The 12,632-nt window shown below is 67.5% G+C and carries 11 protein-coding genes; 3 read left to right on the forward strand and 8 right to left on the reverse strand.

Annotated elements, in window-relative coordinates; genetic code table 11:
• Position 1: 1 nt before the first annotated feature.
• From treZ to ACSZL9_RS14760, 3 genes are all read right to left on the reverse strand, one after another.
• Positions 2 to 1,750 carry a malto-oligosyltrehalose trehalohydrolase gene (treZ, locus tag ACSZL9_RS14750; RefSeq protein WP_446666262.1) on the reverse strand — a complete coding sequence of 583 codons (1,749 nt, stop codon included), beginning with the start codon at positions 1,748 to 1,750 and terminating at the stop codon, positions 2 to 4.
• Complete coding sequence (gene treY / locus ACSZL9_RS14755; protein WP_446666263.1) at positions 1,747 to 4,155, reverse strand: malto-oligosyltrehalose synthase; 2,409 nt, start codon at positions 4,153 to 4,155, stop codon at positions 1,747 to 1,749. Before treY ends, treZ begins: the two co-directional genes overlap by 4 nt.
• A 141-nt stretch (positions 4,156 to 4,296) precedes the next feature.
• A complete protein-coding gene (locus ACSZL9_RS14760; RefSeq protein ID WP_446666264.1) occupies positions 4,297 to 5,070 on the reverse strand; it encodes an NAD(P)H-dependent oxidoreductase in 774 nt (257 codons plus the stop codon).
• Between the two features lie 84 nt (positions 5,071 to 5,154).
• On the opposite strand from ACSZL9_RS14760, the gene ACSZL9_RS14765 reads away from it, so the two are divergent.
• Entirely contained in the window at positions 5,155 to 5,487 is a 333-nt protein-coding gene (locus ACSZL9_RS14765) for a winged helix-turn-helix transcriptional regulator (RefSeq protein WP_446666265.1), read from the forward strand.
• A 102-nt stretch (positions 5,488 to 5,589) separates the two neighbouring features.
• Here the strand turns inward: ACSZL9_RS14765 and ACSZL9_RS14770 are convergent, their stop codons facing one another.
• Both ACSZL9_RS14770 and ACSZL9_RS14775 read right to left on the reverse strand, forming a co-directional pair.
• A complete protein-coding gene (locus tag ACSZL9_RS14770) occupies positions 5,590 to 6,615 on the reverse strand; it encodes a GNAT family N-acetyltransferase (RefSeq protein WP_446666266.1) in 1,026 nt (341 codons plus the stop codon).
• A gap of 75 nt (positions 6,616 to 6,690) precedes the next feature.
• On the reverse strand, positions 6,691 to 7,707 hold the full coding sequence (locus tag ACSZL9_RS14775; RefSeq protein WP_446666267.1) for a CapA family protein: 1,017 nt from the start codon (positions 7,705 to 7,707) through the stop codon (positions 6,691 to 6,693).
• Between the two features lie 10 nt (positions 7,708 to 7,717).
• On the opposite strand from ACSZL9_RS14775, the gene ACSZL9_RS14780 reads away from it, so the two are divergent.
• Positions 7,718 to 7,975: a hypothetical protein gene (locus ACSZL9_RS14780; RefSeq protein WP_446666268.1), complete on the forward strand. Its 258-nt coding sequence runs from the start codon at positions 7,718 to 7,720 to the stop codon at positions 7,973 to 7,975.
• Between the two features lie 110 nt (positions 7,976 to 8,085).
• Entirely contained in the window at positions 8,086 to 8,505 is a 420-nt protein-coding gene (locus tag ACSZL9_RS14785; RefSeq protein ID WP_446666269.1) for a hypothetical protein, read from the forward strand.
• A 133-nt stretch (positions 8,506 to 8,638) separates the two neighbouring features.
• Here ACSZL9_RS14785 and katG read toward each other — a convergent pair whose 3' ends face one another.
• Genes katG through ACSZL9_RS14800 form a run of 3 tightly spaced genes read right to left on the reverse strand, consistent with a single transcriptional unit; the run spans position 8,639 to position 12,605 of the window.
• Positions 8,639 to 10,840 carry a catalase/peroxidase HPI gene (gene katG / locus ACSZL9_RS14790; protein ID WP_446666270.1) on the reverse strand — a complete coding sequence of 734 codons (2,202 nt, stop codon included), beginning with the start codon at positions 10,838 to 10,840 and terminating at the stop codon, positions 8,639 to 8,641.
• A 1-nt stretch (position 10,841) separates the two neighbouring features.
• Positions 10,842 to 11,303 carry a Fur family transcriptional regulator gene (locus tag ACSZL9_RS14795; RefSeq protein WP_446666271.1) on the reverse strand — a complete coding sequence of 154 codons (462 nt, stop codon included), beginning with the start codon at positions 11,301 to 11,303 and terminating at the stop codon, positions 10,842 to 10,844.
• 45 nt (positions 11,304 to 11,348) lie between these two features.
• Positions 11,349 to 12,605: a cytochrome P450 gene (locus ACSZL9_RS14800; RefSeq protein ID WP_446666272.1), complete on the reverse strand. Its 1,257-nt coding sequence runs from the start codon at positions 12,603 to 12,605 to the stop codon at positions 11,349 to 11,351.
• Positions 12,606 to 12,632: the final 27 nt, after the last annotated feature.

The raw sequence follows: 12,632 nt of genomic DNA on the forward strand, positions 1-12,632 counted from the left end.
TTCACGACCGCCGGACGATGACCACCGAGTCAGGCCCGACCGTGACGGGTGCATCGGAGCCGCCCGAGACGGAACCGCGCGAGATGGAACCGCCCGAGATGGAGCCGAACCCGAGCACGACCTCACCGGTGATCGAAGCGTCGTAGGACCCGAAGTTCGCCAGCACGACGTAGTCACCGCGTTGCACCCGGATCGTCGCACCGTCGCGGCGTAGCACGGCGTCGCCGGTCAGGATCTCGGGCGTATCGCGACGCAGCCGCAGCAGAGCGGCATACCAGTCGAGCAGCCGGGCGTGGTCGGGCCCGGCGAGCTCGGACCAGTCCAGCTTCGATGCGGTGAAAGTCGAAACCGCTTGCGGGTCAGGCACATCCGCCGACCAGCCGTGCTCTGCGAACTCCCGTGCACGCCCCTCGGAGACCGCGTGCGCGAGCTCTGGCTCCTGGTGGTCGGTGAAGTATTGCCACGGGGTTGAGGCGCCCCACTCCTCGCCCATGAAGAGCATCGGTGTGTATGGCGTGGTCAGCAGGATTGCGGCACCCGCGGCGCACCGTCCGGGGCTGACCAGTTGCGAGAGGCGGTCGCCGGTCGCGCGGTTGCCGACTTGATCGTGGGTCTGCAGGGACGCGACGAACCGCCAGGCCGGTGTGCGCTGCAGGTCGACCGGTCGCCCGTGGTGCCGGCCGCGGAAGCTGGACCAGGTGCCGTCGTGGAAGAACGGCGTGCGCAGCACCTTCTGCAGAGCATCCGGATCGGCGAAATCCGAGTAATAGCCTTGTGTTTCGCCGGTCAAGGCAACGTGCAGGGCGTGATGTATGTCGTCCGCCCACTGACCGGCCAGCCCGAGACCGGCGCCGGAGGCGTCGCGCGGCGAGACGGTTCGGGGGTCGTTGCGATCGGACTCGGCGATCAGGCTGAGTGGGCGGTCGACCTCGGCGGCAAGGGTGTCGACGCGTCGGGCCAGCTCCTCCAGGAAGTGTTCGGCGCGACCGTCGTGCAGTTCGTGCACGGCGTCCAGCCGCAAACCGTCGAAATGGAAGTCCCGCAACCACATCAGCGCGTTGTCGATGAAGTAGTCGCGCACCTCGTCGCTGCCCGGGCCGTCCAGGTTGACGGCACTGCCCCAGGGCGTCGGGTAGTGATCGGTGAAATACGGACCGAACTCCGCCAGGTAGTTGCCGCTCGGCCCGAGGTGGTTGTAGACGACGTCGAGCAGCACCGCGAGTCCGCGCTGGTGGCAGGCGTCGACGAAGCGCTGACAGGCCGCGGCTCCGCCATACGCCTCGTGCACGGCGTATGGCGCCACCCCGTCGTAGCCCCACCCGCGCTCGCCGGGGAAGGCTGCGACCGGCATGACCTCAACGAATGAAACACCCAGTGCGACAAGGTGATCCAGCTTCTCAGTGGCAGCGTCGAACGTGCCCTCTGGAGTGAAGCTACCGATGTGCAACTCGTAGATCGTTGCACCCTGCAGCGAGCGCCCGGTCCACTCGGAGTCGTGCCAGGTGTGCGCGCCCGGATCGACGATTGCCGAGCGTCCGTGCGGTCCGTCCGGTTGGGCGAGCGACCTCGGGTCGGGTCGCTCCGGCCCTTTGTCGAGGCGGAACGCGTAGCGGTCACCGGGGGACAGGTCGGCCACGGCAGGGTCGAGGGACCACCAGTCGCCGTCGCGGGTCATCGGCAGGCGGTCGTCACCGAGGGCCACCTCGACGGAACGCTCGGCGTGGGGCGCCCAGACGCGCAACGGGTTCATTGCTGCCTCTCCAGGAGTGCGACGGGCCAGCTGTCGAGCAGCTCCGCGAGCGGCACATGGCCGTCACTGGTCAGTGTGTCGCCGGAGATGTGCTCCAGCCATTCACCGGGCTGCAGGGTGACGGTGGTGTCGCCCCATCCGCCGGAGCGATAGAGGCGGCTCGGTGCACGCGTCGCGAGCGTCATGAACGTCTCCGGGTGGTTGCGGCCGATCGCTCCGGACAGGCGGTTGGAGTTGACCGAACGCATGAACCCGAGAAGGTGGTCGGACGTGGAAGTCGTTGCACGGTATGTCGATTCGGTGCCGAACACGCGTGGGTGCTCCCGACGTGCGTGCAGCGCGACTGAGACGACGTGCAGCTTGTCCGCGTCCGGGCCGGTGGCGTCGTCATCGGTCAGCGACTCGGCACGTCGCTCGAAATCGACCGGCCGCCGGTTGTCCGGGTCGACCAGTGACAGGTCGACGAACTCGGTGCCCTGATAGGTGTCCGGGACGCCGGGCATCGTCAGCTGCACGAGTTTTGCACCGAGACTGATTGCGCGAATCGCCTTCTCGTTGGCGGAGATCGCCGCGTCCATTGCCTCTCGGACGGGGCCCCCGGAGGCAATGCCCATCGCGAAGTCGATCACCCGGGACTCGTAGTCCTCGTCGACCGACAACCAGCTCGTTGTGAGCGATGCCTCCCGCAGAGCCTTCTGCAGGTATGCCGTCAGCCGCTCCTCGGACAGGTCACCCGCGCCGAGCAGCGTCTGCCACACGAAGTGCGCGGTCCGTGGATCGACACCACGCGTGCGTCGTGCGAGTGATCGAGTGGCCTTCGAAATCTGCTGCCACGCATCGGGATCGCCGCCGATTGCGAGCAGTCGCGCACGCACGTCCTCGCTGCGTTTGGTGTCGTGCGTGGACAGCGTTGTCATCGCCGAGCGGGCGCCACGATGTGCCTTGGCCCATTCGTGCAGATCGTCCGGGGACGACTGACCGATCCGGCTCGGGTCGCTGCCGACTTCGTTCATCGCGATGAACTCGCCCCAGCGGTAGAACGTGGTGTCCTCGATGCTCTTGGCCATGACCGGCCCCCACGTCTGCTGCAGGCGGATGCCGAAGTCGGCTGCCTCCGGTCGATCGTCAGCCATCAGCATCAGCGGGAGGAGCGCTGCCAACTCGTCCTTCAGGTCCGGTCGGGCCTCCAGGGCCCGGTTGTGTGCAGCGGTGAGCTGCTCCTTCTGCTGGTCGGTCGGCTTGCGGCCGGCCCGGACGTAAACGCGGTAAACGTCACTCGCGACAAGCAATTCGACGACTGCCGCACGCAGATCCGCAGGGTCGTGCTGGGGCAGCGCCTCGCGGGCGCGTCGAGTGAGCCGCTCGACCTCGGGCTCCAGCGACTCGGCGATGACCTGGCGCTTCGCGACCTCGACCGTGTGCGCGTAGTCCGGGTCGCCGCCGGTGGCGGTCCAGCTCGACTCGAGTGTTGGCGTGGTCTCGGCATCGGCCAGCGCGGACTGTATGACGCGCAGCGCGTCATACCCCGTGGTGCCCGAGCACTTCCACGAACGCGGCAGGGACTCACCCGGCTCGAGGATCTTCTCCACCCACACCGGCGTGCCACGAGTTGCCTTGCTGCGCAACCGATCCAGGTAACCGATCGGGTCGGCCAGGCCGTCCGGGTGGTCGATGCGGAACCCGTCGATCATGCCGTCGTCGTTGAGCTCGAGCAGTAGCTCGTGGGTGGCGTCGAAGACCTCCGGCTCCTCTACGCGTATGGCGATGAGCGTGTCGACCTCGAAGAACCGTCGATAGTTGAGCACGGCGTTGCGTTGCCGCCAGTAGGCCAGGCGGTAGTGCTGTCGCTGGAGGAGTTCGGCGACGTCGTCGGTGGTGTCCGTGCCGAGGGCCAGGGGCCAGGCGTGGTCGAAGTAGCGCAGCACCGGCTCGTCGCCGGACCGGTCGAGGGTGATGTCGCCGTCGGCAAGCACCTCGTCGAGCGGCTTGCCGAGCATCGGCAGGGCGATCCGACCGCCGCCGGCCTTCCAGTCGACGTCGAACCAATGTGCTGTCGCAGCATCGCGTCCATCCTGCAACAGCTGCCAGAGTTGCGGATTCAGCGACGCCGGTGCCGGGATGGCCATGTGATTGGGCACCAGGTCGACGACGATGCCGAGACCACGACTGTGCGCGGCGGTCACCAGTTGCTCGAAGGCCGCCCGGCCGCCCAGATCCTCGCTGATCCGAGAGTGGTCGACGACGTCATACCCGTGCATCGATCCAGGCACTGCCTGCAGGATCGGCGAGAGGTAAAGGTGTGAGACGCCGAGTGCGCCGAGATAGTCCAGTTGCGTCGCGGCATCGGCGAAGGTGAAGTCCGCGTGCAGCTGCAGCCGATAGGTGCTGGTCACGTCGCGAGCCATGCCCCCATCATGCCTGGGTGGACGCCGGTCCAGTGCGAGGGGAGCGGAGCTGAACTGCTGGTCGAGCGCCGGCGGAGCGGAGTTGAACTGCTGGTCGAGTGCCGGGGGAGCGCAGCGGAGGAGGTGTATCGAGACCCGCCGCTACGACGCCCGCTCGGACCGCACGTGGATCGCCAGGTCGGTGCGCCCGGCCGCGTGGGACCGGTCGAGCCGTCGCTCGGAGTCGTAGTCCTCCAGCATCCACCGGTAAGGGATCGGCTCCTCGGCGTCCAGTGATGCCAGTCGCCTGCGCACCCGGTCCCGAGCGTCCTCGACGCCGGGCCAGTCCGGCGTGTTGACCCCGAGGATCGCCAGAGACTCCAGCGGCGCGATGCCGGTGTACCAGAGGACGCCGTGGGTGATCGGGAAGAGCAGGTCGTGGATGTTGCCGTTGAGCCCTCGCTCCTCGAACGCAGACGCACGATCGCCGGCCGTGGTGATAATCAGTCCGCGCTTGCCGGTGAATGCGCCGTCGCCATACTTGCGCGAGTTGCCGGAGCCGTCGTGCAGCCCATAGGCGAAGCGTTCGGTGAAGATGCGGTCGATCCAACCCTTCATGATCGCCGGCATGCCGTGCCACCACAACGGGAAGAGCAACACGAGGAGGTCGGCATCCTCGAGGAGTTGCTGGTGCTCCCGGACAACTTCGGCGAGGGTGCCGTCGGCGTGCGCGTCGGCCGCGTGGTCACCCACCGGCCGCCGGAACTCGCACACGCCGTAGTCCGTGGGCCGGACCACCGGATCCCATTGCAGCTCATTGAGATTCAGCACCTCGGTGGAGTGCCCCTGGCGGCACAGCTCGTCGCTCGCGGTGCGGGTCAGGTCCTCGGTGAGGGAATGCGCGGACGGGGGCGCGGAGATCAGTAACGCCTTCATGGCTACGACGCTACGGACAAAGTGCGTGATTGGGTAGTACGGTCTTTCATGTCACTAATGGACACTCAGGGAACGGAGCGTGGCATGCGCGACGCGGTGCGCCGGGCGTTGGAGGTCTGCCCGATCGAGGTGGGTGTCGCGGTGGCAGGCGGCGACTGGAAGCTGACCACCGTTTCGAAGCTCGCACCCGGTCCGCTGCGGTTCGGGGAGCTACAACGCGCCATCGGCCCGGTCTCGGCCAAGACCCTCACCCGTCAGCTGCGGGCGCTCGAGGAGGACGGGGTCGTCATACGCACTGTGTATGCCGAGGTGCCGCCGCGCGTCACCTACGAGCTCACCGAGGCCGGTATGGCGCTTGCGGACATCGCGGACCAACTCGGCAGCTGGGGCGAGAAGTATGTCGCCCGACCCGGCTGAGTCCGAGGTTTCGACAAGCTCAACCGCCTTGGTGCCAGGCTCAACCATCTTGGTGTCAGGCTCAACCGCCTTGAGGTTTCGACAAGCTCAACCGCCTCAACGTCATTCGGGCTGCACTCGCGTGACCTGGTGAACGCAGGTGCCGGCCGTGCGTCGGTAGCCGAGGCTCTCGTAGAGACCGAGCGCCCCGGACGGGTTCGCCGTGTCGACGCCCAACCCGGCGGCTGCCATGCCGGATCTGCTGAATCGGCGCATGGATTCGGCCAGCAGCGCCGACGCGACACCGCGACCTCGGTGGCTGCGCAGGACGCCGAGCTCATCGGTGTAACCCTCGGTGTAGCCCTGCGACTCCCAGTCCTGCTCCCACGCGTAGTTCATCGCCGCACCGATCACCCGATCGGTGGTGTCGTCGATCGCGAGCACGGTCCAGTGCGGTCGGAAGGCGTGCGAGGTGATGTTCTCCTGCCACATCTGTGGCGGCAGGTCGACGTGGCCCCAGTGGTCCCTGAATGCCGCGTCCATCACCCGATGGACCTCCGCACTGCGCTCGGGGTCCCAATCGACGAGGCGTATGCCGTCGAGCGGCCGCACCTCCACGAGTGCGTCGAGGCCCCGGGACATCTCGAAGAAGTAGCGTTCCGTGGGTAATTCGTGTCGCATCGCCAGGTCGCGCACATCGGTCTGCTCGGTCGGCGCGAAGAGTCGCATCGTCAGCGGCCCGAAGCCCGGCCGGCGACTGGCTGTGTCCCAGTCCCGGCCGTGCGCCAGCTCCCACTGCAGGATCGCCTCGCCGATGCCCTCACCCCGGCGGTCCGGGCGGACCGCGCCGTTGAGGCGCACCGTGCGACGTTCGGTGACCGCGCGGTTGCACCCGGCCCACGCGGTGGCCACGACCTGTCCGCCCGTGTCACGGCCGACGAGCGTGTCCTCTTCAGGCACGGATCGGGTGGAGTCCCAGAACTCCTCGAGGTCCGCGAGCGAGGTGCGCTCGGGGTTCTCGTCATACGTCTCGCACTCGGTGTAGAACGCGGCGATGTTCGGAAGATCCTCGCGGGCGAACGGTTGCCACCGGATCCCCGGCAGGGCGTCCAGTCGCGTGCGGGCGTCGGCCTCGGAGGTTTGCGTCATGCACCCGATCCTCGGCGCGTATGCCGTTCCGAGGCAACGCGTTTTCGTGCCTGCCGGGGGTCCCTGTGCGCTCGGTCAGTCCATCGGTTTCGCGTGGCAGCTGTTGCCGTCGGACATCACGACGGACGTCGTGCGGCGCCAGGACGCCGGGTCGGAGGTCTTGCTCACCGGGCGTATGACGTAGCCGTCCCCCCGGTCGACCCGAGTCGGCTGGAACTTCTCGGTCGTGGTCACCTTGCCCGCGGAGTCCCGCGTGAAGGTCACCAGTGCGATCATCCCGTCCTGCGCGGCTTGGGTGGATGTGGTGCCGCCATACGCGACGATGCCTGCGGTCTGGTCGGACAGGGCGTTGCCGAGGCTGTAGTTGACCAGACGACCGTCGATCCGCTGGCACTTCTGCACCACGTGCGGGTGGTTGCCGATGATGTAGTCGACGGTGCCCGAGGAGAGCAATTCCTTTGCCAACCGGCGCTGTTCGGCCGTGGACTGCTGGTCCTGCTCAGCACCCCAGTGCATCGACACCAGCACCAGGTCGGCGCCCTTCGCACGTGCGGCTTTCGCGTCGGCCTTGATCCCCGAGGCGCCAACGACGTCATACAGATTGGCCTTGCTCCACGGCGCGGACGCGGGCACGTGCTTGGTGTTCCCCACCGTGTTGTCCAGCGTGTAGGAGTAGGACAACTGGGCGATCGTGAAGCCCTTCGCGCGGTAGATCGCCGGCTGGCCGGGCTGCGACGCGTCCGCGCCGGGTCCGGCAGCCTGCAGCCCGGCTGCCGCCATGATGCGCCGGGTGTCGCCGACACCGGCGAGATCCTGGTCGAAGGTGTGGTTGTTCGCCGTGCTGCACCCGTCGAAGCCGGCGCGGCGCAACCCGGTCGCGAACGCGGCGGGCGCGCCCATGATGAAGCCGTGGCTGAGGTTGCCACCTGTCGCACCGAGCGGCGTCTCGAGCTGACAGATCGCCACGTCGGCCGACCGCAGTGTGGGGGCGACCTGAGCGAAGATCGGGTCGAAGTCCCAGCCCGAGCCGTGGTGCGCCGCGGTCAGGACGGCCGCGTGCGGGATCTCGTCACCGGAGACGGCGACGGTCACCGATCCGGGCTTGTTCTTGCGCGGCGCGGGTGGCTTCGCGGCGGACGACGAGGCCGCTGATGAGTCGGCTGCCGAACCTGCCGACGATGTGCCCGGTCCCGTCGATGTATGCCGCCCGGTGCCCGGTGACCCGGTCGTGCTGCCGGCCACCGTGCCGGTCGCCGACGGACTGGTGGACTCCGACGGGCGGTCGGCGGAGCTTGGCGCACCCGAGCAACCGGCGACGACGAGAAGCGCGGAGACGCCCGCGATCAGTGCGATTCTGTGACGCCCCTGTCCCATACGGCGGGAGCGTAACCCACATCTGCCGACGATCTGCGGTAACTTCCGGGTAAGTGACTGGCCAGTACGGTTGACCCCTTCGCAAGGAGCACACCCATGGGAAAGTTCGATTCACCGGTCAAAGCAGCCCCAGGCTCGGACCTCAACGCCAAACAGGAGGGCTTGCTCTGGGCCGTCGTCACGGTGGGCGCGTTCATCGTGCTGCTCTTCCTGGACTTCATCTTTCAGCCCGACACCTCGTCGCTGCCGGGCCCCACGTGGCTGACCGGCCCGGTTCTCGGCTTCGTCATCGGCATCATCGCCTCGTTGCTGGTCAAGCCGCGCAGCTGGCAGGTGCAGTCGTGGATCGTTCCGGGTGTCGTCCTGGTCCTCGTCATACTGTGTGAGCTGTTCCGTGGCGACGCCCAGTGGGTCGGCCAGGCGCTGGCCGCCTTCTTCGTCGGCTTCGGCGGCGGCGCGTTGTTCTTCCGGGCCGCCGAGAAGCAGCACGAGTATGACGCGGCCCATCGTGACTGAGGCTCACGCAGTTCGCCGGTGACCGAAAGGACCACCGACGCGTCGAGAGGACCAGCAAATCAGCTGATTTGCTGGTCCTCTCGCTCATGTGGTGGTCCTCTCGGTCAGGGAGAGGACCGGTCCGCTGGTCGGATCAGACGCTGGCAGCGCGCTCCACGTCGAAGCGGTCGTTGTCCATGACCTTCGCCCACGCTGCGACGAACTCGTTCACGAACTTCTCGGCCGCATCGTCGGAGGCGTAGACCTCGGCCACGGCGCGCAGCTCGGAGTTGGCGCTGAAGACCAGGTCCGCACGCGTGCCGGTCCAGGTCTCGCCCTCGGGACCGGTGCCGACGTAGGTGCCCGGCTCGTCGCCCGGCTTCCAGTCGGCCGTGATGTCCAGCAGGTTGACGAAGAAGTCGTTGGTCAGCTGGCCCTCACGCTCGGTGAAGACGCCGGCCTTGTTGTCGCCGGTGTTGGCGCCGAGCACCCGCAGGCCACCGATCAGGACCGTGGTCTCCGGGGTCGACAGGCCGAGCAGGTTGGCCCGGTCGACCAGGTGGTACTCGAACGGCGCCTTGGTCGGGCCTTCGGTGTAGTTGCGGAAGGCGTCGATCTTCGGCTCGAGGTAGCTGAACGAGTCGACGTCGGTCTGCTCCTGGCTCGCGTCACCGCGGCCCGGGGTGAACGGCACCTGCACGTCGAAGCCGGCGGCCTTGGCGGCCTGCTCGACCCCGATGTTGCCGGCCAGAACGATCGCGTCCGCAACGGAAACGCCTGTGGCAGATGCGATCTGCTCCAGCTTGGCGACCACCGGTCCGGTCACGGCCGGGTCGTTGACTGCCCAGCTCTTCTGCGGCTCCAGGCGCAGCCGGGCACCGTTGGCGCCGCCGCGCTTGTCGGAGTTGCGGTAGCAGCCGGCGGCCGCCCACGCGGTCTTGACCAGCTCCTGCACCGAGAAGCCGGCGTCGGCGATTTGCTTCTTGGCGTCCTGGATCGCCTTGGCGCTGGGCGCGTCGACGGCGGGGATCGGGTCCTGCCAGATGAGCGCCTCGGACGGCACCTCTGCACCGCGGTAGCGCGTCGCCGGGCCCATGTCACGGTGGGTCAGCTTGAACCACGCACGTGCGTAGGCGTCGGCGAACTCGTCCGGGTTGTCCAGGAAGCGCTTGGAGATCTTGCCGTACTCCGGGTCGAAGCGCAGCGACAGGTCGGTGGTGAGCATGCGCGGCTCACGACGACCGCTGCCCTGCGACTCCGGCACCATGTCGGCACCGCCGCCGTTGACCGGACGCCACTGCTTCGCGCCGGATGCGGACTCGAAGACCTCCCACTCGTAGCCGTAGAGGATGTGGAAGAACTCGTTGTCCCAACGAGTCGGGTGGTAGGTCCAGGTGACCTCGATGCCCGAGCCGATCGCGTCGTTGCCCTTGCCGCTCTTGTATGACGACTTCCAGCCCAGGCCGTTCTGCTCGAACGGTGCAGCCTCCGGCTCGGCGCCGACGTGCTCGGCGTTGCCGGCACCGTGGGTCTTGCCGAAGGTGTGACCACCGGCAATCAGCGCGACGGTCTCCTCGTCGTTCATCGCCATCCGGCCGAAGGTCTCGCGGATGTCGTGCGCCGCCGCGAGCGGGTCGGGGTTGCCGCCCGGGCCCTCCGGGTTGACGTAGATGAGCCCCATCTGCGTTGCGGCAAGCGGGTTTTCGAGGTCCCGGTCACCGGAGTAGCGGTGGTTGTCGCCGAGCCACTCTGTCTCGGCGCCCCAGTAGATGTCGTCGTCCGGCTCCCACGCGTCGACACGGCCGCCGGCGAAACCGAAGGTCTTGAAACCCATGTCCTCCATGGCGGCGTTGCCGGCGAGGACCATCAGGTCACCCCAGGACAGGGACTTGCCGTACTTCTTCTTGACCGGCCACAGCACGCGGCGCGCACGGTCCAGCAGGACGTTGTCCGGCCAGGACGAGAGCGGGGCGAAACGCTGCTGACCGGTGCCGGCGCCACCACGGCCGTCACCGACGCGGTAGGTGCCGGCGGCGTGCCACGCCATACGGACGACCAGCGGACCGTAGTGACCGAAGTCGGCCGGCCACCAGTCCTGCGAGGACTTGAGGGTGTCGATGATGTCGGCCTTGACCTCGGTGAGGTCGAGGGCCTCGAACGCCTTGGCGTAGTCGAAGTCCTCGCCGAGCGGGTTGGCCACCGCAGGGTTCTTGGCAAGGATCCTCAGGTTCAGACGCTGCGGCCACCACTGCTGGGTGGCGTCACCCTGCGCCGGCTGAGCGACGTCGTGCATGACCGGGCACTTGCCACCGCTGTCGTTGATCTCAGCGAGTGGCTGCTCGTCTGTGGTGCTCATGTCATCCTCTCTTTGCTGCGGGTGTGGTGTCCGCAGTCGGTGAAACCGGGTGGGAAATCTGACAATCCGGGCATAAACCCCAGTAGATGACCTCGGCTTCCTCAATGGTGAAGCCTTGGTCGTCCGACGCCTCGAGGCACGGTGCTGCGCCGATCGCGCACTCGACGTCGACGACCGTCCCGCATGATCGACACACCAAGTGGTGGTGGTTGTCGTTGCGTCGCAACTCGTAGCGGGCCGGTGAACCTGACGGTCGGATCCGGCGCACGATCCCTGTCTCGGTGAAGGTGTTGAGACAGTCGAAGATCGCTTGCCGGGAAACGGTCGGCAGCGCTTCGTGCACTGTCTCGGCGAGCAGGGCGGAGTCGGCGTGCGGATGATCGCGCACCGATTCGAGCACCGCGACGCGCGGGCGGGTCACCCGCAACCCGGCGTCACGCAGTGTTGTCTCGAAGTCCGGCATGGCCCAGAGTCTTGTGCATTGTTTGGACTCAGTCAAGTCTAGGTTTCAGGCGGCGATCGGCAGGTGCAGCGGACCGCGGATCAGGGTGGTGCGGCGCATCGTGACCGGGCCGGCCACGCGCAGGTGTGGCAGCCGGATCGCGAGCTGTTCCAAGGCGATTGACGCTTCCAGGCGTGCAAGAGGAGCGCCGAGGCAGTAGTGGATGCCGCTGGAGAAGGCCAGGTGCTCGGTGCCGTGCGACCGGGTGATGTCGAAACGGTCCGGGTCGGGGAAGACCTTCGGGTCGCGGCCGGTGCCGCCGAGCAACAGCACGATCCACTGGTCCTTGCGGACCGGCACGCCGGCGACCTCCTGCTCCTCGAAGGAGACGCGCTCGGTGCGTTGCACCGGTGGGTTCCAGCGCAGGGTCTCCTCGATCGCCTGGCCGGCGAGATCGGGTTGCTCGGTCAGCAATCGCCACTGATCGGGGTGCTGCTGCAGCGCGAGCAGCGTGTTGCCGAGCAGGTTGACCGTGGTCTCGAAGCCCGCCACGAGCAGCAGGATGCACATCGACATCAGCTCGTCGGGCCGCACCTGATCGCCGCGCTCGGCCACCAGCACACTGGTCAGGTCGTCGTGCGGGTCCGTGGCGCGGACGGCGACGAGCTGCTCGAACATCGTGCCCAGAGCGTCGGCCGCCTGCATCAACTCTCGTGCGTGCCGCAGTGAATGTATGCCGTCGAGCGATCCGCCGAGTGCTGCGCCATACCGTGCAAACGCGGCGGTATCCACACCGGAGTCCCGATCGATGCCGAACATCCTGGTGATCACCCCGATCGGCAGCGGTGCGGCGAACGAGGAGACGAAGTCGACGCTTCCACCCGACAGGTCACCGATCAGCTGACCGACGAGTTCGCTGATACGAGAGCGGTATCCGCGCACCATGCGCGGACTGAATGCGGGTGCCGCGACCCGGCGCAGCCGGCTGTGGTCGGGCTCGTTGCGGTCCAGGAAGGACAGGTCGAAATCCTCGCTCGTCGGCGACGGACCTTCCAAGGGTCGGACGCCGAAGGAACGACTGGTCAGCACCGAGCGCGCGGTCGCGTGGTCGACCGTCAGGAAATTCCCCATCCGGGTGGGCACCAACGGACCCTGCGGACGCACCTCGGCATACACCGCATAGGGATCGTGTCGCCCCTCACTCATCCGCAACCGCGCGAGCGGGTCGTGGCGCAGCTTGGCGTGGTAGGTCGTCGCCAGCTTCGAGCGATAGAGCTCCTGGCTGAAGACGGCAGCAGCACGGACGTCCTGAACGATGCTCATCGATGAATCCCCTCCAGCACCCATGGT

It is taken from the genome of Flexivirga sp. B27, from assembly GCF_052905685.1.